We start from the raw sequence: 20,560 nt of genomic DNA, 5'->3' as shown, positions 1-20,560 counted from the left end.
GTTATTGCCTCGCCTCACAAGCCGTCCCACCGGTTGCCGAAACATGGGGCGGGTCGGCAGCCCTTATCGCGGCGGCGAGTTGCGCGCGCCATTGGATGCGTTCGGAGATCGCCCGGAGGACCCGGTGGCCCAGGGGTGGCACGTCGGGGTCGGTGGGTCTGGCGAGTTCCCAGGCGTGCCGCACTGTGTCGGAGCGGGCCGGGGCGGTGCCGGCGTCGGTGGTGACGCCGAGCAGCGCCTTGACCCACTCGCGTCGGTCAGCCCGATGGTCGGCCAGGGTCTTCCCCGACCACTGCCGCGATATGAGGACGCGCCGGCCGCCGATGCCGAGGGTTTCCCGCTTGTGGATCTTGTTCTTGCAGTTCCCCGGCTTCAACCCAGGCCGCGCCTTCTTCGGCTGGATGCCGTAGAGCAGCCAGTTGGCGCACCGCTCCGAACACGGCGTGTGCCGCAACTCCTGCCAGAGCCGTTCCAGGTGCGCCCGTTGCCGGGCGGTGGTGACCTCGTGGCAGTCGGCCGCCTGCTTGGTCAGGTACTTGGTGATGTAGCCGACGCACCGATCGGCGTCCTTGGTGCCGGCGAGGACACCCTTGGCGTCGACCTGAGCGCCGAAGCGGACCACGTGCACGGGCTCGGCGTCAGGGTCGGCGTCGAGCAGGTCCAGGGCGTCATCCCACGACGACAGCAGCTCGCCCGAGTCCGGGTCGGTGTAGCCGCCAGCGTCGGCCTCCCACTGCGGCGCCCTCCCCGGTTCGTAGACCAGCTCGTTGACGGGCGGCCACCACACCTGGTGGTAGGTGGCGGCGGCTACTTGCCGGACGAGGGCGCGGGGGATGGTGCCGCGCATGGCGAAGTGTGCGTGCGGCGCAAGGCGGCGTTGCGGCTCGACTGCTCCGGCGTATTGGACGTTCCAGCCGACCGCGCGGCGCAGGTTCTGCCAGAACCGGTCCAGGAGCCGGGGGAAGTGCACGGCGTCCCAGGCGGCCCGCCGGTAGTTGTAGCTGTCGGGGTCGACCGGCGTCCCGTCGGAGTGCACCCGCCCGTAGGAACCGAGGGTGAGGGTGAGAAACATCGACGGCCGGAACACCATCCCGGCCCGACCCTCGAAGGTCCGGCCGATGGTGCGGTTCTCGACAGGCAGGCGGGGCAGGTCCGGGGCGTCCTGCCGGCGCTTGGTCGAGCGGACCCGCCGCTTGCCGTCGCCGTCCTCCTGGTCCTCGGCGACGTGCGGAGGGGCGGGCCGGCCCCGCATGCCCTCGATGGTGATCTGGGCTTCCAGTTCCCCGATCGCGTCGTCCAGGTCCGTTACCTGATCCCACTGCGAGGCGCGGGCGGCTTCGTCGCGGGCGAACTCGAGATGAGCGCGGGCGACGATCAGCCCGCGTTGAGCGTCGGTGGCCGGGAGGGGACCGGGGTCGGGCTCGTCATCGCGGTGCCAGCCCTCGCGGATCTGCTGCTGCCGTAGCCGGCGGGCACGGGTAGCGCAGGCCGGACACTTGGCTTCCTGGGTGGCCCCGCAGGGCATGTCGATGACTTCCGTCTGGCCGCTGTCGAGGTCGGTGCGGCGCAGGGAGACGGGGCGGGTGCAGACGCCGTAGTCGGCGGCGAGGTCGGCCACGACGTCGACGGAGCGGGGCATGAGCATGCGGGCGGCCCGGGAGCCCGGCCTCGGCTCCACCACGGGGGTGGGGTCGAGGCCGGGTAGGGTCGGAGTGAGGGTCATCGGCCCACCCCCAGCGAGGGAGTCAGGTCGCGGACCCGCACGGCCGGGCGGGGGTCGGCGGTGGCGTGGTCGTCGCGCAGCGGGTCGAAGGCCATCACCCCGGCCCGAGTGGTCTTGGCCCGGTACATGGCCGCGTCAGCGTCTGCCAGGGCAGCGGCGAGCCCGGCCGAACTGGCGGGAGCGATTCCGATGCTGGCGGTCACCGACAACGCCACACCGGAGGGCAGCCGGACGGGGGCGGCGACGGCGGCGGCCAGCTGGCGGGCAGCCGCGGCCGGGTCGGTGTCCAGGAGCAGGGCGGCGAACTCGTCCCCACCGAGCCGAGCGGCGACACCATGAACCGACCGGAGCCGGCTGGCGACGGCGGTCAGTACGAGGTCCCCGGCGGCGTGGCCGTGAGTGTCGTTGACCGGCTTGAAGCCGTCCAGGTCGACCATCACCACCCACGGCCGCAAGGCGGCGAGTTGAGCCCAAGCGTCGGCCAGGCCAGCGCGGTTCGCGAGCCCGGTGAGCGGGTCGCGAAGGGTGGCGCGGTGCAGGGCGGCCAGCTCGTAGCGGGCGACGTAGAGCCGGTACTGATCCCAGCAGAACAGGGTGAGGCCGGCGGCGAAGAGCACGCCAGACAGCAGGTGGTCGGTCATCGGGTCACCTCTCCGATCAGCGGCGGAACACCGTTGCGGCGGACGAAGGCAGCCGGCGGCACCGGAGCGACCGGGGCTGGCCGGGTCGGCTCGACGAGGGCCGGTCGGGCCGGCTCGACGTCGACCAGGGCGACGGGCTCAGGCACAGCCGGCGCGGGGGTCGGCTGGACCGGCGCGGCAGGCGGAGTGACCGGGCGGGCCGGCGCGGGGTCAGTCGGGGCCGGGGTGGGGGCGGTGGTGAGGACGAGCTTGGACAGGCCCATGAAGGCCAGGGCGGGGACGGCGGACAGCAGCCAGCCGGACAGGCCGGGCTTGGCGACGGCGAGCTGCGCGGCAAGGGACAGGAGGACGGCGGCGACGAGGAGGAACATCGGGTAGCCGACTGGCTGAGCGTTGCGGCGTCGGCGGCGGATGGTCAGCAGCGCCGCGACGGGCACCAGTTCGGAGATGACGGCGTTGGCCCAGCCGAACCATTCGCCGGTGCCGGTGGGGCTGTTGTCGAGGGTCCAGTCCTTGACGTGGGTAAACGAGGCCGCGCCCGCGAAGCCGGCGACCAGGAGGAGGATGACGACCAGGACCAGGCCCTCAACACGCTCCGAGCGGGTGTGGGTGGGGTGGGGCTTCATGCGGCACCGTCCAGGACTTCACCGTCGATCACGCGCAGCCGCCCGTACGTGTGGGCCATGTCGCGGATCTCGTCATCGGTCAGGTAAGAGAAGCGGACCCGCATCGGGGTCGGGTCCCCGTCGATGACCACGAACCCGACGCCCGGCAGGGACTGTGGGATGCGGTCGCACAGCGCGCCCCGGTCCCGCATCCCCTCACCCAGCACCAGGTCGACCTGTGCGGCTTCCGCGAGTCGGAGGCCGATGCGAGTGGGGAACAAGTCGCGGAAGGGCAGGACTTCCTTGCGGGGGTCCTGGATTGCGGCCAGGACGTGCACGCCCACGGCCCGCCCCTGCGAGAGCAGGATGGACAGGGCGGCCTTGATCCGATCCTTCAACTGCCGGTCGGTCAGGTACGCGGTCAGGTTCGCCAGCTCATCGATCACCACGACGATTAGCGGCTCATCCGGCGTCGGCGTGTGCTGGCGGGTGCGGCCGTAGAGCTTCCCGGCCCGATCCTTGGCCACGGTGGCGGCTTCCTCGATCAGCTCCGCCATGGCGGCGTAGTCCTTGCGGGCGAACCGGGCGAACATCGGCGCGCCCATCCCGAGTTCCATGCCGCCCTTGGGATCGAGTCCCCACAGCTGCACGAGGCCAGAGGTGACCCCGGCGGCGAGGGAGCGGACCACGGACCAGATGACCGAGCCCTTCCCCGAGCCCGTGGCGCCCACCACCAGGACCTGAGTCCCGAAGAGGCGCAGGTCGTAGCCGTCGCCGTCCTCCCGGCGGCCCACCGGCAGAGCGGTGAACTCCGGCACCGCCGGCACCGGGAGGGGGCGCACTGTCTTGGCGAGGGGGTCACCGCGGAACAGGTGCAGCAGCACCACATCGGGCCGGTTACCGGGAGTGGCCTTGACCTGGCGGACGCCGAAGGTGTGGGCAAGGCGTTCCGCGACCTTGGCGAAGTCGTCGGGGATCTGCCCGGTGACCATCCGCACCATCACCACGTCGACGCCGGCACCGCAGCGGACCCGCTTGAGCACCGGTAGGACGGTGTGCCCGTCGAAGGAGACCGCGAGCTTGGCCGTGACCATCGCCGCCAGCCACTTGCGGCGGTAGACCCAACGCCGGTAGCAGGACAGGACCGGCCACCACCCGTACCGCAGGAACGACGCCCGATGGCCGAAGGCCCAACCGGCCGTGACGACGCCGACCAGGGCGACGAGCCCGACCGGACCGGCCCAACCCCAGCGCAGGTACAGCCAGCCGAACACGGCGGTCGGGCCGGTGACGTACCAAAAGCGCACCAGGACCACCGCCAGGCGGGCGAGGCCCTTGATCGTCCACCAGGTGAGGGCCAGCCATATCGGGATGCGGATGAACGGGGTCCGCACGTTGATCGGGGCCGAGTCGATCCGGTCGCCCCGGATCACGTTCACCAGCGGCATGACTCAGCCCTCCCCGACCGTCGCGGCGGCGGTGAACAGGGAGCCCTGCCCCGGGGAGCTGAGACGACGGCGGACCACCCGACGACGGACCGCCGGCCGGGCGGGCATCAGTGCGGCCAGGTCCACCGGCCCCGACTCCGGGGCGGGGACGTGACGGGTCATGGTCGGCAGCCACCGGCCACGCCCGAGCACCGCCCGCAGGTCGACGCGGTCGGAGACGTGCGGGGCGATCAGGTCCGGGTCCAGGTGGCGCAGCTTCACCACCGTCCGCGCCAGGGCAGCGGCGGCGGCGGCGATCTCCACCAGCGCCGCGACGCGGACCGCGTCGGCGGGGATGGTGGTGTAGACCTCCCGGGCGGCCCGGATGCCCGGCCCGGCAAGGCGCATGACCGTGCGGCGGTGGGTGCGACGGTGGGGGGCGGGGCGCGGGTTCCCGGCGATACGGGCAGCGTCAGCTAGCGTGGGCATCAGCCCAACTCCTTCCAGGAGAGACGGTGAGCGCGGGGCGGGCGTCGTCCTTGGCGGGGTGAAGGCCCGCCCCACGCATCCGGATCTGGTCAGGCCGCCTGCTTGATCGCGGCGTCGGTCATGGCCCCGGCGCGAATCGACCACGCCTGCCGCGCCCGGCACTTCCCCGAGCCCTTGCACCGCTGCGAGTCCACATACGGCGTCAGGGTCACGTCGGTGAACTCCACCGCCGGCGGATAGCCCGGGATCTTCGACGCCGGCGGCACCGGCTGCACCGGCGCGGCGATCTTCACCTTGACCTCCTTCGACCCGCCGAACTTGCCGGCCTCCGGGTCCAGGTCCAGGACCTTGACCACCCACAGCCGCTCGCCCGTGTCCTTGTCGCGGGCCTGGTCGTCGCCCTGGCCGCGCTTGTCGAAGTCCGTCACCGGCTCCACCCCGAGGCATAGCGCACCTTGCGGGAAGACGTACTCGAACGGAACCGGAACCTTGATCGTGTTCGGGACTGCCATTTGCCCTACCTCCAGCTCTGCCCGCCGGCACTCCGCCGGCCTCGGGATGCGACTTGGCTAGCCAAATCGCGCAGGACTCAAAGTAGGCCAGCCTGGCTAGCCAGGTCAAGAGTTGGGCGCTGATTGGTCTAGCTTGGCTAGCCAGCAGCTACTCTGACCTGCATGACCAGCGAGCTGGAAAACCTGGCCGGGCTGGACCCGGACGACCCCAGGCCCCCGTCGCAGCAGATCGCCAACGTTCTGCGAGCTGCGATTCGTACCCGCAAGTTCGAGCCAGGCGAGCGACTGCCGTCGCAGAACGACCTAGCCGAGCGCTACAACGTCGCCCGAGAGACGGTCAAGACCGCGCTGCGCATCCTGCGCGACGAGCGCCTGATCGTCACCCGTCAGGGCAGCGGCGCATTCGTCCGCGCACAAACCGAGCGTCCGGTAGGACTCCGACCCCACGTCGAGGCGGCCTTCGAGCGCGCAAACGTCACGATCGAATTCGCCGGCTTCTCCGGTGAGACCCTCCACGGAGTGCTGACCGAGCCGCTCGACAAGATCCGTGCCGGGCTACTGACGCCCGAGTCCGTTACCGTTCGCATCCTGCTCCCGGACACGAGAGAGCCCATGGCCCTGCCGTGCCTGGCCGAGACGCAGGCCGACGATCCCGGCGTACGCGAGCGCGCCGAGCGAATCACCCGCCGGCACACGGACGCCATTGTCGAGGCGGTGCGCGAACTCGGAGACCTAGGCTTGGTCAAAGACGCCGTAGCAGAGGTGCGCGTGCACCGCGCAGCGCCGCTGTTCAAGCTCTACATCCTCAACGGCGAGGAAGCCTTCTTCGGCTTCTACCCGGTGGTAGAGCACACCGTCATGATCAAAGGCCAGCCCACGGCCATCTACGACCCGATGGGCAAGGACGCGATCCTCTTCCACCGGGCCGTGAGCGACGACGAGGCTTCCGACGCGTCCCAGTACGTCGACCAGGCCCGGACCTGGTTCGACTCCATGTGGTCAACCATCGCGCACGACTACACGCCATGAACCCGCGATACAGCGTCGCCCAGGTCCTTAGCGACACCGGGCCGATTCTGCTCGACTTCGACGGGCCGGTCTGCGCAGTCTTCGCCACCCTCGCGGACTCCACCGTCGCGGCCGAGCTGCGCCGCGTCATCGAGGAGCACGACGTCGAGATACCGGCGCACATCCGAGCCATCGACGACCCGCTCGAAGTGCTCCGCTTCACCGCGACCACCGGCACGCCATCGCTGGTCGTACGAGTTGAGAACGCGTTGTGCCGAGCCGAGCTGGCTGCGGTCGACGGCGCCACACCGACGCCCTACGCGAGGGAGGTCATCGTTGCTGCCCATGAGGCCGGGCGGGCCATCGCCATCGTCAGCAACAACTCAACCCCGGCCATCGAGCGTTATCTGACCTCTCACCGACTCACCCGGTACATCACGACCACGGTTGGCCGAGCACACGCCGACCCAAGTCTCATGAAGCCGAACCCGGCACCAATCCGCCGCGCCGCCCTGGCGGTTGATGCCCACCCGACCAGGTGCGTCCTCGTAGGCGACTCCACCTCTGACATCGAAGGCGGACGGGCTGCCGATGTTCGCACGATCGGGTTTGCCAACAAGCCTGGCAAGCGCGCTCGCCTACTGAGGGCAGGAGCGGACGCCATCACCGAAGGCACGGACGGGATGGCCGAGCTGGCCAGGGCTCTACACCGCGAACTGCCGAATTAACCTCTTAAGGATCAAGGCGGCCCGCAAAGCGGGCCGCGCCGGCCCGGCCCCGGCCTGCTGGCGACCTCCGGTCGGCATCGGCCGGGCCGGCCGGCCACGCTGACGGGCGACAAGAGGTTGAAGACCTCGGGGCTCCGCCCCGAACCCCGGCCCTCCTCAGAGATGCCGCCGCGGATCACCTCGCCGGGCACCACAAGGGCTACCAGCCTTCCGGGACGGGGACCAGGTCGTTCGTCCGGTAGGGCGCTCCACCTGGTCCCCGTCCCGGAAGGCTGGACGGTCTGGCGACTGCCCGACGAGGAGATCCGCCTTGAGGTTTGCAGGGCAGGCGCAATCAAGATCAAAGGGCCGCGGGCTGTGGGAGCCCTCGACCGGCTGCGCTTCTGGTGGAGCTGTCATCGGAGGGGCGAGTTGAATCGTGGCAGTGAGCGGATTGCGGGGCCGTTGCCGGTAATCATCGGGCCGGCGGTGACATAAGCCAGGGTAGGAGTTGTCGAATCAGTCGGGAGTTCGGATGGGGCCACCGGGAAGACGCGGCGAGGATTGGTTCACCAGGATGTATATCGCCGAATACGGACACGTGTTGATGTATGGCCAGCGTCGGCTCGCTGATGCGGACGCGGCGGCTGAACTGGCTCAGGAGGTGTTTGTCACCGCGTGGCGGCGGCGCCGCGAGGTCCCGGACCACAGCCTGCCGTGGCTGTACGGGGTGGCTCGGCGTCTCTTGGCAAACGAGCGGCGGGCTCGGCGAGTCGCGCCGGACGTATCGCCCCTCACCGACGCTGACTTCTTGCTACAAGTGGGTTCATCCGGCGCGGACACGAATGTCGGCGTTGCCGACATTCGGGCGGCCATGGTCACCCTCTCCGATCTTGATCAGGAGATTCTCCGACTGGTCGGTTGGGAGGAGTTGACGGTTTCCGAGGCGGCTCAGGTTCTGGGTTGTACCCGTACCACCGCCGCGGTGCGCCTGCACCGCGCTCGTCGACGCCTCAACGCAGCGATGTCGCACGAAGCTGCGCCGCCGGTACAACGTCTGATGCTGGTCAGTCCTCGAAAGGATCTGTGATGTTCGGAGAACAGCGCACTCGTACCCTGCTCGGTCCGGCTGACCCGGCCCGAAACACCGCCACCGCCCAACCCCGACTCTCCGCACGTGACGTGATCGACCTCGCCGAGGCCACCGCCGAACCGGTCGACCACCGTCGTCGCCACGCACGGCCGATCCGCCGGCTGGTCCTCACGGCCGGAACGCTAGCCGTGGTGGCGGCCGGCACCACAGCAATCGTCCACACCTTTAACGCAACCAGCCCGGACACCGCACCAACGGCCAGCCCTCCCGGCCCCGAACTCGGGACGGTGCTACTGCCGGTCTCGTATCAGTACGACTCTGACGCGCCAGCGGCCGGCCCTCAACTGCGCGCACTGGCGGACAGGCTTGTCAACGCAGAGTACGACAACAGCACCGGACGCTACACGTACCACCACACGAAGGTGTGGGGCGAGCCGTTGGTGACGTCGCCCGATGGGCGCTACCTCATCTCTCACATCACGGAGTGGAAAGTCTGGCAGGCTCCCGACGGGTCCGGCAGACAGATCACCATCCCACACGAGCCTCAGTACCCGGACCAGGAGTCCCGGGAGTACTGGCAGCAGGAGGTCCTCAAGGCCCAGGCTGCCGAGCCCGTCACGTCCGTGAGTCCCGGGCCCCAGCTCTCCTACATGCCGCTGCCGCCGAGGCCGGACTCCGCTCCGCTGCCGTCGAATCGTGCCGAGCTAGCCGAACTGCTCAAGGTCAGTATCGGCGGCGGCCCCGTCTCGAAGCAGGTCAGCACGGTGTACGGGCGGTACGTTGTACCACGCCAGACCCGCGCGGAGATCCTGCGGATCCTCGCGGACGTACCCGGATTCCTGTGGCGAGGCCAAGTAACCGACCGAGGCGGCCGAAACGGTGTAGCCATCACCTTCGACGACCGCGAACACGATCAACGGTGGCTGCTGATCTTCGATCCGAACACCGGCGAGCTCCTCGCCGATGAACTGCTGACGCTCTCACCTGTGCGGGTCAGCTCGTACCAGGTGATCCTGGGTACCGCCTGGACCGACCGGTTTTGACGGATCACCCGGCGCCGGGGCTACTCCCACGCGGAATGGCCCCTGCGCCGGCCGGGACCACTCCAAGCAGCGAACACCATCGGTCTGTGGCAAGACGGCGGTGGACGGACGGTCCCGGGCCAGCCGAAAGCCAGTAACCAGGACGCGTAGCGGTCACCAACGGGCACGAGAGGCAGCCGCGTCAGCCGCAGGCCGCAGGCGTTTCGGGCATCACGACCAGCCGAGCACGCTCTTTCAAACTGAGGCTCCAGGGACAGCGGTGTTGGGAAGCGGTCCTTATCCTCTCGGCCATGGGAGCTCTCAAGCCGTGGCACCTGTTCGTCCTGACGCTCTGCTGCCTCTTGCCGACTGCTGCGGCGATCGTTGGCGGGGTCTGGGCGCTCCGCCGATCCCGTAACCGTCGCTGAACCAACTCCGCCAACCGCAGTCGAAGCTGCCGGGCCATTCACGGGCCACAAGCGGGTGCCAATAGGGGCCAAGTCAGGCCGTCCAGGACCGGTCCGACCAGCCGCTACCCAGCATGACGATCCGATCTTGTGTGATTCCCAAGCTGCCAGTCTCTGACCCCAGCCTGACCCCAGCAGGACGCCAACAGCCGCCACCAGATGAACGCCGGCCACGAGCCAGCAGGCAGGCGAAGCGGGTAACGGCGGAGGCGGGACGCTCCTACGGATCAGAAGGTTAGGGGTTCGAGTCCCTTCGGGCGCGCAAGAGATCAAGGGCCGGTTTCCTGTCACAGGAGACCGGCCCTAGTTGTTTGACCCCCACTTCCAGCGGCACGCCCTGGTCGTCTGCCCCCCGGGCCCGTCCCGGAAGGCCAACGGGGGATTGCTCTTATGGCTCCGGACCTGGGGAAAGCGTCCTACGCTCTGGACAGGTAAGCCCGCCTGCCCCTGCTGTCCTGGCGCAGTCCGGGCGGTCGCCTAAACCGAAGCTGCCCGATAGAAGCCGGGGCACGCCATTCGTCCGCGACCGGCGGAGACCAACCCGCTCGACCTCAAGGCGTTCAAAGCGGAAGGGAGGCCTGCGTGGCCGTCAAGACGGAAGCGCGGACGGGCGCCGCAGAAGTGCGGCCATTCAATATCGAGGTCCCCGAGGCGGCCCTTGCGGATCTGCGCGCGCGGATCAGAGCCACGCGCTGGCCGAACAAGGAGACCGTCAAGGACGACTCGCAGGGCGTGCCGCTCGCGCTCATGCAGGACCTCGCTCGCTACTGGGCGAACGACTACGACTGGCGCAGGTGCGAGGCGCGGCTGAAGGCCCTCCCGCACTTCGTTACCGAGATCGACGGTCTGGAAATCCACTTCATCCACGTTCGCTCGAAGCACGAGAACGCGCTCCCGCTGGTCGTCTGCCACGGCTGGCCCGGGTCGATCATCGAGCAGCTGAAGATCATCGGCCCGCTCACGGATCCGACGGCGCACGGCGCGGACGCGTCGGATGCCTTCGACGTCGTGATCCCGTCGATGCCCGGGTACGGGTTCTCCGGCCAGCCGACCACGACCGGCTGGGATCCTGTGCACATCGGGAAGGCCTACGTCGAGCTGATGAGGCGTCTCGGGTACACACGGTTCGTGGCGCAGGGCGGCGACTGGGGCGCGATCGTCGTCGACGCGATGGCCGGCGGCCGGGCCGATCCGAAGGACGCCGAGCCGGCGCCGCCGGAGCTGATCGGCATCCACACCAACATGCCCGGCGCGGTTCCGCCGGAGCTCTTTCTCGCGGCTTTTGCCGGCAGCCCGGCACCGGACGGTCTCTCCGGCGAGGAGCGGGAGACGTACGAGCAACTGCTCACGTTCTTCGGGTCACACGTGGCGTACGGGCTGATCATGGGGACGCGCCCGCAGACGCTCTACGGCCTGGCGGACTCACCCATCGACCTCGCCGCGTTCATGCTCGACCACGGCGACGGCAGCGGTCAGCCCGGCCTGGTCCAGCAGGTCCTCGAAGGGCGTCTGCAGAGGCCGAGCGACCTCACGCGCGACGACATCCTGGACAACATCACGCTCTTCTGGCTGACCAACAGCGGGGTGTCCTCGGCGCGGCTGTACTGGGAGAGCAAGCTCCCCTTCTTCGCCACCAAGGGCGTGACGATCCCGGTCGGCGTGAGCATCTTCCCCGACGAGATCTACCGGGTTCCGCGCAGCTGGGCGGAGCGGGCGTACCCCAATCTCGTCCACTACAACCGGCACGACAGGGGCGGGCACTTCGCGGCCTGGGAGCAGCCGCAGCTGCTCTCGGAAGACATCCGCGCGACGTTCCGATCGATGCGCTAGCCAATGATCTGAAGAGGACGGCTGAGCGATCCACGGCCATACGACCCAGCGCGTGCCGGGTCAGCGCGGAGCGAGGACGCAGAAGTCGTTGCCCTCCGGGTCGGCGAGGCACCTCCACGGCACGTCGCCCTGGCCGACGTCGATGACGGTGGCGCCGGAAGCCCGCAGCCGGTCCACCGCCGCCGCCTGATCGTCACCGGGGTACGGCAGCAGATCGAGGTGAACGCGGGTCGACACGGTCGGCTCGCCGGGCATGCGGCGGAATTCCAGGTACGGCCCGACACCCTTGACCGAACGCAGCACCGCGTGATCGTCGGTCACCTCGTGCAGGGTCCAGTCCAGCGCCTCGTCCCAGAACCGGGCCATCGCCCGCGGATCCGCGCAGTCGACCACCACCGCGGCGATCGGCCCGGTGTCCCGGTAGATCTCCCGAGGCTCCAGCACGCAGAACACGTTGCCCTCCGGGTCGGCCAGGACCGTCCAGGGGACGTCGCCCTGGCCCACGTCGGCGGGCGTCGCACCGAGATCCTTCAGGCGCGCGACCAACTCCGTCTGATGGGCCACCGAGGTGGTGGCGAGATCGAGGTGTACGCGGTACTTCACCGTCTCGGGGTCCGGAACGGCGACCACGTCGATGCAGACGGCGGTCGGGTCCGGCCAGACGAAGCCCACGGGTTCGACGTTGCTCACGCCGGGGCCCTCGCTGGAGACACCCCAGCCGAGCGCCTCCGCCCAGAACCGGCCGAGCGCCGAGTCGTCCCGAGCCTTGAAGTTCACCTGTACAAGTTGCAGCGCCATGCCACCGACCCTAAGCCCGAACGGTTGAGGGGAGATCACCTGCGTTCCCCTGGCCCGACGGGCCGCGGAGGTTCAGGGCGGCGCACTCGTCCTAGTCGGGCAACAGCGGCCGGACGAGGACGACGAAGCCGGATCGCTCCGCTCCGCTCAGCCACTGCGTGCCTAGGATCGGGCCATGGGAAGGATCGACCGGGCCAGCCGGGTGATCGCGGCACCACCGGCGACCGTCTACGGCGCCCTCCTTCACCGGGAGTCGCTTGAGGAATGGCTGCCGCCGGACGGCATGCGCGGGCGGATCGAGCGGTGGGATCCCCGGCCCGGTGGAGGGTTCCGGATGGTCCTCACCTACCTCGACTCCGCCGGCAGTCCCGGCAAGACGTCAGACGCGACGGATGTCGTCGACGTCGGGTTCGCCGCCCTGGTGCCCGGAGAACGGGTGGTGCAGCGGGCCGTGTTCGAGGCCGACGACCCGGCGTACGCGGGCACCATGACAATGACCTGGCACCTCGCCGCCACCGATGCGGGGACCGAGGTGACCGTCACCGCCACGGACGTGCCACCCGGCATCGACCAGGCGGTCCACGAGGCCGGGATCGCCTCCTCACTGGCCAACCTGGCGTCGTACGTCGAAGCGGGCGACTGACTCGGGCCGTTGTCAGCGGTCGGGAAACCAGTAGTGTCCCCGCATGGTTGAGGACGGCTGGAGCCCGGAGTGGTGCATCGTGGGCAACCTGCTGCCGTACCCGTACAGCGCGAACGGGCCGCGCGCGGACTTCCGCAGCCAGAAGATCTTCCCCGCCGGCGCGAAGCTGTACGTGGTCGGCGGCTTCGGCGGCCTGGGGTACGAGACCATCACGGTCATCGGGTACGCCCACGGGCGGCGTCGTCCGGTGACGGCGCACATCAAGGCGAAGTACGTGGGCAACTGGCGGGCGGAGCTGGTCTACCGGCCGGTCATCCTGCGCGCGATCCACGCGGCCGAGAACGAGCAGGACACCTACCATCGCTGGCTGACCCCGTTCCGGGACGAGCGGACCGCCGAGTACCACCCGAGCGAGCCCGCGTACGGCGAGCATCTGGCCGAGGTAGCCGCCTACTTCCAGCGAAAGCTCCACGGCGGTCGGTGAGGCGAGCGGCTGCGACCGTTCGGGGCCAGGCCGAACAAGGCCGGGTCAGGACGTGGCCAACGGCGCCAGCAGACCGCAGCAGACCACCCCGACCACGGCGAACACGAGGAGCAGGATGGTGTAGTTCGACCAGAGCCCGAACTTCGTCACGTCGGTGCCGTGCCCGTCGTGGACGCGGTTGCGCCACGCGCCGAACCGGAACGACAGGTGATGCGCCGCGCCCGGATGGGCGGCCAGTGCGGTGGTCACCAGTGGGACGCCCATGAAGTCGGTGTAGCGCACGTCGTGCGGCCCGGGCGCGAGCACCATGTGCCAGGTGCCCTCGCCGGGGATCGGCACCGTCTGACCGTCGATCTTGAGCTTGCCCGTGGCGGAGACGGGCACGATGTACGGGCCACGGTTCACCGTGACGGCGAGCACCGACCAGCCCGGCGGCGGCTGGATCGGGTGGGGGTACACCATCGGCGTCACGGCGCCCGGCACCGGCGGGTGGGCCGAATGAGGGGGATACGACACCGGCACATCCTCACATGGGCGCGCTCAGCCCACGGGCGCCGCCGGCGTGGCAGCCCACTCCTTGGCGAGCAGCCCGTAGATCAGGGTGTCCGCCCACTCGCCCTTGGTCCAGTGGTCCTGGCGCAGGTGGGCCTCCCGGACCATGCCGACCCGCTCGCACACCCGTGCCGACGGTGTGTTCCGGGCGTCCACGTGGGCGATCACCCGGTGCATGCCGCACTGTTCGAACGCCACGCCGACGAGCGCGCGGACCGCCTCGGTGGCGAACCCACGCCCGGACACCGACGGGTGGAAGGCCCAGCCCATCTCGCCCCGGGACAGGGTCTCGTCGGCCGGCCACAGGATGACGTCGCCGACGATCTCACCCTCGTGCTCCACCACCAGCGCCAGCCGGGACTCGGCCCCGGTGATGCCGGTGCCGTGGACGCGCCGGGCGACCACGGTTGCCGCGAAGTCACGCGTCCACGGTTCCCACGGGATGTAGCGGGCCACCACCGGATCGCTGTAGTACGCGAGCAGAGCGTCCACTTCGTCGCCGCGGTAGGGCCGCAGGCGCAGCCGCTCGGTACGGATGGGCAGGGTCGGCTCCGGCATGGTCCCCAGTATCGAGGGCAGCTCGTCGCGGGCCGGCGCCACCCTGCCCGCGGTACGTCGACCTCACGTAGCGCAGCCGCGGGTCACGGGGCCTTGGCCTGCGCGGACAGCTGGCTACACTGCTGCCCACCGCGGGTCGCTCATGATCAGGACTGCCGGGTGGAGGGCCAAGTGCTGGAGGCTGTCGGCGTCGAGCCCGGTGAGGAACAGGTCTATCTGGCGCTGACCGCCGCCCCGGCGGCCGGCGCGGCGGAACTCGCCGATCGGACCGGACTGTCCCGCGCCGAGGTCGACCGGGCGCTGGCGGGCCTGGCGGGCAAGGGACTCGTGGAGGTCCGGTCCGAGCCGGCGGGCCTGATCCGGGCCGCGCCCCCGGACCCGACCCTCAAGCTCCTGGCGTTGCAACGGATGGACGAGCTACGCCGGGCGCAGGCGGTCATCGCGCAGCTGGCCGAGCGGTTCGAGGCCAACGGCCCGGCCGGGGGCGGTGCGGACTCGGTCGAGGTGGTCCGGGGGGCAAGGGCCATCGCCGAGCGTTACGCCATGTTGCAGCGGGAGGCCACCCAGGACATCCGCGCCCTCAGCCGGCGTCCGGCTGTCGCCGTTCCGGCCACCGACAACGTCGCCCAGCGCGAGGCGCTGCGGGCCGGGGTCCGCTACCGGGTGGTGTACGACCGTGACCTGCTGGACCCGGACAGCCCGCAGATCCCGCTGCTGCTGGAGGAGTGGGCCGCGCTGGGTGAGGAGATGAGGGTGGCCGCCGTCCCGTTCAAGCTGATGGTCATCGACCGGCGGCAGGCGGCGCTCGTGCCGCCGGACGTGGCGCCCAGGGAGCCGGTGCTGCTGGTGGTGCGGGCCCGCCCGGTGGTGGACTGTCTCACCTGGATTGTCGACCGGATCTGGGAGTCGGCCCTGCCGGTGCCGACCGCGCTCTCCGCGCTTCCCGACGGCCCGTTGGCGGTCGACGACCGCCGGCTGCTGGCCCTGCTGCTGGCCGGCTACACCGACCAGGCGATCGCCTCGCAGCTGGGGGTGAGCATGCGGACGGTCCAGCGGCGCGTGCAGCGGCTCCTCGGTCTGGCCGGGGTGCAGAGCAGGATCCAGTTGGGTTGGCAGGCCGCCCGCCGTAAGTGGATCTGAGAATCGCCAGCTCAGCGGGTTGCCGAGTAGGCAGGCGCGGCAAATTCCGACATACCGGCCGAAGGGCGTTGGCAGATTTATGCCATGGCGGTGAACTGCCAGCTCAGGGGCCCGATATCGATGGCAGTGTGTGCGCGTCAGCCCATCCCTGCCCCTGGAGGATGTCGAGTGACTTCCCCTGCCAGACGCACACCGCGCCGTGCCCGTCAGGTCGCCGCGGCACTCGCCGCCACGCTTGTCGTGGGCGGCCTCTCCCTGTCCGCCGGCCCGGCCCAGGCCGGCGTCGCGGCGGCTCCCGGCGGCGCCGCCGACAAACTGGGCAGCCACGACCGCGCCCTGATCGCCACGTACGCCGCGCAGTACCGGACCCGCAGCCTGCCGGCCGGCGCCGGCCAGGCGGTCCCCGACTTCGTCACGCTGATGTTCGCGGTGCGGCCGGGCCGGGCCGATGCGGCCACCCGGCAGCTCACCGACCTCGGCGCCGAGGTCACCCGCACCGAGCCGGAGATCGGCTACGTCAAGGCGAACGTGCCCTTCGCCGCCGTGGAGCAGGCCGTCGCCCTCGACGACGTGCTCCGGGTGGACGCCGACGAACTGCTCGAACTGGCGGAGACCACGGCGGCCAGCCCGGCCGCCGGCGGGGACGCCGGACGCCACCCGGCCGCCCCGTCGGCGGCGACGCCCGACAACAACCCGTACATGCCGACCCGGGAGACCGGCTCGGTGGCGTTCAAGAATGAACACCCGAGCTACGACGGCCGGGGCGTGACCATCGGCGTCATGGACACCGGGATCGACCCGACCCACCCGGCGCTCGCCACCACCACGACCGGCGAACGCAAGCTGGTGGACACGGCCGTCGGCAGCAACCCGCTGAACCTCATCGACCTGCTCTTCGACCGCACCTGGCTGTTGCTCAGCGCCGGCAACAAGGTCACCGGGCCGGTGGTGGACAAGTACGACATCACCTGGACGCTGCCCGACGGCGGCAGCGACGACATGTACCTGACCCGCAAGAACCTCGCCATCGCCGGCTACGTCGACCCCACCCTCACCGGAACCCTGGGCATCGCGTACCGCGAGTCCGACAACGCGGTCTGGATCGACCTCAACCAGGACTACGTGTTCACGGACGACGAGCTGCACCGGCCGTACCGGGAGAACCAGCAGATCGGCTACATCGGCACCGACAACCCGGCGACGGACCTCAACGAGCGCCAGCCCTTCACTGTCGAGGCCCGGCGCCTGAGCCCACTGCTGGCCGGCGTCAACATCAACACCCTCGACGAGGCGCACGGCACGCACGTCGCCGGCATCACCGCCGCGCACGGGATCCTCGGCGGGCAGATGAACGGTCAGGCGCCCGGCGCCAAGCTCGTCTCCATGCGGGCCTGCACCAGCAACGGCTGCTCCAGCGCCGCCCTCACCGACGGCATGGTCGACCTCGCCACCAACTACGGCGTGGACGTGATCAACCTGTCCATCGGCTCGATGCCCGCCCTGAACGACGGGCAGAGCGCCATGGCGCTGCTGTACGACCGACTGATCGACACCACCGGCGTCCAGATCTTCTCGTCGGCCGGCAACTCCGGGGCCGGCACCAACAGCGTCGGTGACCCGTCCTCCGCCGGCAACGTGGTCAGCGTCGGCGCTTCGGTCTCCAAGCACACCTGGTGGGCCAACTACGGGTCCGTCGTCAACGCCGTCCGGTCGGTCTTCCCGTTCTCCTCGCGCGGCCCGCGCGAGGACGGCGGCTTCAAACCGGACATCACCGCGCCCGGCGCGGCCATCTCGCCGACCCCGAGCTGGATCGCCAGCAGCGCCGTCCCGGACGCCGGATACCCCCTGCCGACCGGGTACTCGATGATGCAGGGCACCTCGATGGCCTCCCCGCAGGCTGCCGGGGCCGCCGCGCTGCTGCTTTCCGCCGCGAAGCAGAACGGCATCGACCCCACCCCGGCGGAGCTGCGTCGGGCCATCTACTCGACCGCCGACTTCAACAAGGACGAGCCGGCCATCGCCCAGGGCCGCGGCGAGTTCGACGTGGTGCACGCCTGGCAGTACCTGGCCAAGGGCGTCGCCGACACCGACGAGGTCACCGTCTCGGCGCCGGTCTGCACCGTCCTCTCGGACAAGCTGGCCACGCCGCACACCGGCAGCGGGCTGTACAACAGCTGCGCACCGGGCAGCGGCGGCCAGGCCGTCGGCGAGTCTCGCGACTACGACCTGACCCTGACCCGCACCGGCGGTTCCGAGGATCCGGTGGACTACGTCCTGGACCTCCAGGGCAACGACGGCACCTTCACCGCGCCTCGCAAGGTCACCCTGGCCAAGGGCGTCCCGACGGTCGTCCGGGTGACCGCCGCCCCGACCACCCAGGGCATCCACAGCGCCGTGCTGACCATCGACAACGCCGCCACCCAGGCCGTCGAGCGGTCCGCCATGCTGGCCGTCGCGGCCGCCGCCCCGCTGGCGCCCGGCGCCACCTGGTCGGCGGCGGGCACCGTGAACCGAAACGGCACGATCATCTACACCGTGGCGGTCCCGGCCGGCGCCACCAGCCTGGACGTGAACCTCTCCGGCCTGGCCGACGGCAGCCAGACCCGCTGGTGGGCGTACGGGCCGGACGGTCTCGACGCGGAGCGGTCCAGCGCCGGCACCGCCTACTGCTACGCCAACTACCTGGACGGCAACGGCTGCGACCCGTTCACCCGCAGCTACGCCAAGCCGAAGCCGGGTGTGTGGGAGTTCGTCGTCGAGGCGCGTCGCACCAGCCCGTACCTCACGAACCCGTTCCACCTGGCGGCGTCCGTCACCCAGTGACCACGCCGTGACGCGGCGGGCCGGTCGGGCGGTTGCCCGACCGGCCCCGTCCCCGTCGGTGCGGACGACTCGTCAGGCGGCTGTCTCCGCGCGCTTGCGGTAGCGCTCGGCCCGCCGCCGCACCTGGGTGTACGCGCTGCTCAACCCCATCGCCCGGCGTACCTCCACCAGGGTCTTGCGCACCTCGGCGCGAGTCCGCTCGGTCCCCTCGACGATCAGCTGGTCGACCAGGCCCCGGTCCGCCTCGAACCGGGCCCGGCGCTCCCGGATCGGGTCGAGGAACCGGTTGAGCGTGGCCGCCAGTTCCTCCTTCACCTCGACGTCCCCGACCCGGCCGGCCCGGTAGCGCCGCTTCAGCTCCGCCACCCGGTCCCGGTCCGGGTTGAACACGTCGTGGTACGCGAACACCGGGTTCCCCTCGACCGTGCCCGGTACGTCGGCGCGCACCCGGTTCGGGTCGGTGTACATGCCCATCACCTTCCGGCGCACCGTGGCCGGGTCGTCGGAGAGCGAGATGGCGTTGCCCAGGCTCTTGCTCATCTTGGCCCGGCCGTCCGTGCCGACCAGGGTGGGCGTCTCCGACGGGATCAGCTCGGGCACCGGGAACACCTCCCCGTAGAGGTGGTTGAAGCGCCGGGCGATCTCCCGGGTCACCTCGACGTGCGCCGCGTTGTCCTTGCCGACGGGGACCACCTCGCCCTTGACGCAGAGGATGTCAGCGGCCTGGAGCACGGGATAACCGAGCAGGCCGTACGGCATCTCCTCCTTGCCGGAGTCGCGGGCCATCTCCTTCAGCGACGGCACCCGTTCCAGCCGGGGCACGGTCACCAGGTTCTGGAACAGGGTGTTCAGGTCACCGACCTCCGGGATGGCCGACTGGAGGTAGAACGTGGCCCGTGCCGGATCGACGCCGGCGGCGAGGACGTCGGTGACCATCTCGCGGGCGTTGTCGGCCACCCCCTCGATGTCCTGCCGACCGTTGCGCGTGGTGAGCATGTGCAGGTCGGCGATGATGAAGAAGCTCTCGTACCGCTGGTGCAGCCGCACCCGGTTCGCGATGCTGCCGACGTAGTGGCCGAGGTGCAGCCGCCCGGTGGGGCGGTCCCCGGTGAGCATCCGTGCTGTGGACATGGTGGTACGCCTTTCGTGCCGAAGGAAGAGGATGGGCGCGATCGACCCGGGGCGGACGCCCCTCGGGTCAGTGGGTTCGAGTCAGTGCGTCGAACGCCATCGCGCGCCGTCACGGAACCGCATCCCGTCGGCACGAAGCACGTCGATGATCCGCTCGCGGCCGTCGCCGGAGCTGGTGGGGAAGGTGGGCACGGCATCGAGCGGGAGGCCGTCGACCGGGTCGACGACCTCCGGCGCGTAACTGCTCGCCCGGACCATGCCGCTACGGTATCGGCTTCCCCGGCGGGCCGTCAGCCCTGGCGGTAGCTGTCCTGGTAGTAGCCGCCCACCCGGTCCCGGTAGTCCGGCCGGTCGTACGCCTCCGGGTCGAAGGCCGGGGAACCCTTGACCTGCTCCCGGGTCCGGTCCACGTACACGGTGCGGTCGAGGTGGTCCACCCGGGCGACCGTGCCGACCGGCAGCAGCACCTTGCGGCCGAGGATCCAGGGCCCGGTGTCGACCACCAGCCACCGGGCGTCGGTGTCCCCGCTGGCCTCGCCGACCGAGCCGATCCGGCCGTCGGTCGCCTCGACCCGGTAGCCCGTCAGGTCGATCGGGGTGCCCGGCCCTGGTGCGTCCGGGCCGTCGCCGGACCGCTCCGGTGGCGCCGCCGGCGGCGTGCTCTGTTCGTACCCGCCGGCGAGCGCGGCCGGGTCACGCCAGGTCCAGGGATTGAACGTCGACGGTTGCACGGTCACCTCCGATTTCGCGGTCCCAACTGACCGCATCACCAGTGCCCACCCCACCGTTCCGGGAAACAACTCGGCAATTATCGGTTCACCGGAATGTCTCGTGCGAAATTCGTCATATTCGCTCGCCATCGATGAATGGCGACGCGTTCCCGCAGGTGGCTGTGGCTCTCATCGTG

Annotated in this window: 21 protein-coding genes; 9 read left to right on the top strand and 12 right to left on the bottom strand. The window is 70.3% G+C overall.

Annotated features, from left to right (window positions below; genetic code table 11):
• Nucleotide 1 precedes the first annotated feature (1 nt).
• The 6 genes from GA0070609_RS27930 to GA0070609_RS27905 form a co-directional block, all read right to left on the bottom strand.
• Nucleotides 2–1,723: a replication initiator gene (locus tag GA0070609_RS27930; protein ID WP_088996549.1), complete on the bottom strand. Its 1,722-nt coding sequence runs from the start codon at nucleotides 1,721–1,723 to the stop codon at nucleotides 2–4.
• Nucleotides 1,720–2,364, bottom strand: a complete 645-nt coding sequence (locus GA0070609_RS27925; protein ID WP_088996548.1) for a GGDEF domain-containing protein — start codon at nucleotides 2,362–2,364, stop codon at nucleotides 1,720–1,722. The genes GA0070609_RS27930 and GA0070609_RS27925 overlap by 4 nt, the downstream gene beginning before the upstream one ends.
• Nucleotides 2,361–2,990 carry a DUF2637 domain-containing protein gene (locus tag GA0070609_RS27920; protein WP_088996547.1) on the bottom strand — a complete coding sequence of 210 codons (630 nt, stop codon included), beginning with the start codon at nucleotides 2,988–2,990 and terminating at the stop codon, nucleotides 2,361–2,363. Before GA0070609_RS27920 ends, GA0070609_RS27925 begins: the two co-directional genes overlap by 4 nt.
• The gene (locus tag GA0070609_RS27915; protein ID WP_088996546.1) at nucleotides 2,987–4,417 is read right to left on the bottom strand and encodes an FtsK/SpoIIIE domain-containing protein; all 1,431 of its coding nucleotides are present in this window, start codon (nucleotides 4,415–4,417) and stop codon (nucleotides 2,987–2,989) included. Before GA0070609_RS27915 ends, GA0070609_RS27920 begins: the two co-directional genes overlap by 4 nt.
• Before the next feature lie 3 nt (nucleotides 4,418–4,420).
• A complete protein-coding gene (locus GA0070609_RS27910) occupies nucleotides 4,421–4,885 on the bottom strand; it encodes a hypothetical protein (RefSeq protein WP_157748315.1) in 465 nt (154 codons plus the stop codon).
• Nucleotides 4,886–4,974: 89 nt separating this feature from the next.
• Complete coding sequence (locus GA0070609_RS27905; RefSeq protein WP_088996544.1) at nucleotides 4,975–5,397, bottom strand: hypothetical protein; 423 nt, start codon at nucleotides 5,395–5,397, stop codon at nucleotides 4,975–4,977.
• Nucleotides 5,398–5,559: 162 nt separating this feature from the next.
• Between GA0070609_RS27905 and GA0070609_RS27900 the strand changes: the two genes are divergently transcribed.
• The 5 genes from GA0070609_RS27900 (at nucleotide 5,560) to GA0070609_RS27880 (ending at nucleotide 11,524) form a co-directional block, all read left to right on the top strand.
• Nucleotides 5,560–6,426 (top strand): GntR family transcriptional regulator, encoded by an 867-nt coding sequence (locus tag GA0070609_RS27900; protein WP_088996543.1) that lies wholly within the window; start codon nucleotides 5,560–5,562, stop codon nucleotides 6,424–6,426.
• Nucleotides 6,423–7,133 carry an HAD family hydrolase gene (locus tag GA0070609_RS27895; RefSeq protein ID WP_088996542.1) on the top strand — a complete coding sequence of 237 codons (711 nt, stop codon included), beginning with the start codon at nucleotides 6,423–6,425 and terminating at the stop codon, nucleotides 7,131–7,133. The genes GA0070609_RS27900 and GA0070609_RS27895 overlap by 4 nt, the downstream gene beginning before the upstream one ends.
• 556 nt (nucleotides 7,134–7,689) lie before the next feature.
• Nucleotides 7,690–8,202: an RNA polymerase sigma factor gene (locus GA0070609_RS27890; RefSeq protein ID WP_231928436.1), complete on the top strand. Its 513-nt coding sequence runs from the start codon at nucleotides 7,690–7,692 to the stop codon at nucleotides 8,200–8,202.
• Complete coding sequence (locus tag GA0070609_RS27885) at nucleotides 8,202–9,248, top strand: CU044_5270 family protein (RefSeq protein ID WP_088996540.1); 1,047 nt, start codon at nucleotides 8,202–8,204, stop codon at nucleotides 9,246–9,248. Before GA0070609_RS27890 ends, GA0070609_RS27885 begins: the two co-directional genes overlap by 1 nt.
• 1,028 nt (nucleotides 9,249–10,276) lie before the next feature.
• Nucleotides 10,277–11,524: an epoxide hydrolase family protein gene (locus tag GA0070609_RS27880; RefSeq protein ID WP_088996539.1), complete on the top strand. Its 1,248-nt coding sequence runs from the start codon at nucleotides 10,277–10,279 to the stop codon at nucleotides 11,522–11,524.
• A gap of 60 nt (nucleotides 11,525–11,584) precedes the next feature.
• On the opposite strand, the gene GA0070609_RS27875 is transcribed toward GA0070609_RS27880, so the two are convergent.
• Nucleotides 11,585–12,322, bottom strand: a complete 738-nt coding sequence (locus GA0070609_RS27875; RefSeq protein ID WP_088996538.1) for a VOC family protein — start codon at nucleotides 12,320–12,322, stop codon at nucleotides 11,585–11,587.
• 175 nt (nucleotides 12,323–12,497) lie between these two features.
• Here GA0070609_RS27875 and GA0070609_RS27870 point away from each other — a divergent pair, with 175 nt between their 5' ends.
• Nucleotides 12,498–12,965 (top strand): SRPBCC family protein, encoded by a 468-nt coding sequence (locus GA0070609_RS27870; RefSeq protein ID WP_088996537.1) that lies wholly within the window; start codon nucleotides 12,498–12,500, stop codon nucleotides 12,963–12,965.
• Between the two features lie 43 nt (nucleotides 12,966–13,008).
• A complete protein-coding gene (locus tag GA0070609_RS27865; RefSeq protein WP_157748314.1) occupies nucleotides 13,009–13,449 on the top strand; it encodes a hypothetical protein in 441 nt (146 codons plus the stop codon).
• A 45-nt stretch (nucleotides 13,450–13,494) separates the two neighbouring features.
• On the opposite strand, the gene GA0070609_RS27860 is transcribed toward GA0070609_RS27865, so the two are convergent.
• On the bottom strand, nucleotides 13,495–13,965 hold the full coding sequence (locus GA0070609_RS27860; RefSeq protein ID WP_088996535.1) for a hypothetical protein: 471 nt from the start codon (nucleotides 13,963–13,965) through the stop codon (nucleotides 13,495–13,497).
• 24 nt (nucleotides 13,966–13,989) lie between these two features.
• Nucleotides 13,990–14,559 carry a GNAT family N-acetyltransferase gene (locus tag GA0070609_RS27855; protein ID WP_088998009.1) on the bottom strand — a complete coding sequence of 190 codons (570 nt, stop codon included), beginning with the start codon at nucleotides 14,557–14,559 and terminating at the stop codon, nucleotides 13,990–13,992.
• Nucleotides 14,560–14,730: 171 nt separating this feature from the next.
• Between GA0070609_RS27855 and GA0070609_RS27850 the strand changes: the two genes are divergently transcribed.
• Entirely contained in the window at nucleotides 14,731–15,699 is a 969-nt protein-coding gene (locus GA0070609_RS27850) for a helix-turn-helix domain-containing protein (protein WP_088996534.1), read from the top strand.
• A gap of 240 nt (nucleotides 15,700–15,939) precedes the next feature.
• Nucleotides 15,940–18,522 (top strand): S8 family serine peptidase, encoded by a 2,583-nt coding sequence (locus GA0070609_RS27845; RefSeq protein ID WP_197700193.1) that lies wholly within the window; start codon nucleotides 15,940–15,942, stop codon nucleotides 18,520–18,522.
• 72 nt (nucleotides 18,523–18,594) lie between these two features.
• Here the strand turns inward: GA0070609_RS27845 and trpS are convergent, their stop codons facing one another.
• The 3 genes from trpS to GA0070609_RS27835 form a co-directional block, all read right to left on the bottom strand.
• Nucleotides 18,595–19,653 (bottom strand): tryptophan--tRNA ligase, encoded by a 1,059-nt coding sequence (gene trpS / locus GA0070609_RS27840; RefSeq protein WP_088996532.1) that lies wholly within the window; start codon nucleotides 19,651–19,653, stop codon nucleotides 18,595–18,597.
• Between the two features lie 81 nt (nucleotides 19,654–19,734).
• On the bottom strand, nucleotides 19,735–19,911 hold the full coding sequence (locus GA0070609_RS33740) for a hypothetical protein (protein ID WP_167180209.1): 177 nt from the start codon (nucleotides 19,909–19,911) through the stop codon (nucleotides 19,735–19,737).
• A gap of 32 nt (nucleotides 19,912–19,943) precedes the next feature.
• Nucleotides 19,944–20,384, bottom strand: a complete 441-nt coding sequence (locus GA0070609_RS27835; protein ID WP_088998008.1) for a PRC-barrel domain-containing protein — start codon at nucleotides 20,382–20,384, stop codon at nucleotides 19,944–19,946.
• Nucleotides 20,385–20,560: the final 176 nt, after the last annotated feature.

This window comes from Micromonospora echinaurantiaca (genome assembly GCF_900090235.1).
Lineage (GTDB): Bacteria > Actinomycetota > Actinomycetes > Mycobacteriales > Micromonosporaceae > Micromonospora > Micromonospora echinaurantiaca.
Note: the sequence above shows the minus strand (reverse complement) of the source record. Positions and strands in the feature narration are given on the sequence as shown.

Bases quoted from the DNA above. Each gene is read 5' to 3' on its own strand.
- GA0070609_RS27925 (WP_088996548.1), bottom strand. From the start codon at position 2,364: ATGACCGACCACCTGCTGTCTGGCGTGCTCTTCGCCGCCGGCCTCACC.
- GA0070609_RS27865 (WP_157748314.1), top strand. From the start codon at position 13,009: ATGGTTGAGGACGGCTGGAGCCCGGAGTGGTGCATCGTGGGCAACCTG.
- GA0070609_RS27875 (WP_088996538.1), bottom strand. From the start codon at position 12,322: ATGGCGCTGCAACTTGTACAGGTGAACTTCAAGGCTCGGGACGACTCG.
- GA0070609_RS27905 (WP_088996544.1), bottom strand. From the start codon at position 5,397: ATGGCAGTCCCGAACACGATCAAGGTTCCGGTTCCGTTCGAGTACGTC.
- GA0070609_RS27895 (WP_088996542.1), top strand. From the start codon at position 6,423: ATGAACCCGCGATACAGCGTCGCCCAGGTCCTTAGCGACACCGGGCCG.
- GA0070609_RS27855 (WP_088998009.1), bottom strand. From the start codon at position 14,559: ATGCCGGAGCCGACCCTGCCCATCCGTACCGAGCGGCTGCGCCTGCGG.
- GA0070609_RS27920 (WP_088996547.1), bottom strand. From the start codon at position 2,990: ATGAAGCCCCACCCCACCCACACCCGCTCGGAGCGTGTTGAGGGCCTG.
- GA0070609_RS27870 (WP_088996537.1), top strand. From the start codon at position 12,498: ATGGGAAGGATCGACCGGGCCAGCCGGGTGATCGCGGCACCACCGGCG.
- GA0070609_RS27900 (WP_088996543.1), top strand. From the start codon at position 5,560: ATGACCAGCGAGCTGGAAAACCTGGCCGGGCTGGACCCGGACGACCCC.
- GA0070609_RS27915 (WP_088996546.1), bottom strand. From the start codon at position 4,417: ATGCCGCTGGTGAACGTGATCCGGGGCGACCGGATCGACTCGGCCCCG.
- GA0070609_RS27930 (WP_088996549.1), bottom strand. From the start codon at position 1,723: ATGACCCTCACTCCGACCCTACCCGGCCTCGACCCCACCCCCGTGGTG.
- GA0070609_RS27885 (WP_088996540.1), top strand. From the start codon at position 8,202: ATGTTCGGAGAACAGCGCACTCGTACCCTGCTCGGTCCGGCTGACCCG.
- GA0070609_RS27890 (WP_231928436.1), top strand. From the start codon at position 7,690: ATGTATATCGCCGAATACGGACACGTGTTGATGTATGGCCAGCGTCGG.
- GA0070609_RS27910 (WP_157748315.1), bottom strand. From the start codon at position 4,885: ATGCCCACGCTAGCTGACGCTGCCCGTATCGCCGGGAACCCGCGCCCC.
- trpS (WP_088996532.1), bottom strand. From the start codon at position 19,653: ATGTCCACAGCACGGATGCTCACCGGGGACCGCCCCACCGGGCGGCTG.
- GA0070609_RS33740 (WP_167180209.1), bottom strand. From the start codon at position 19,911: ATGGTCCGGGCGAGCAGTTACGCGCCGGAGGTCGTCGACCCGGTCGAC.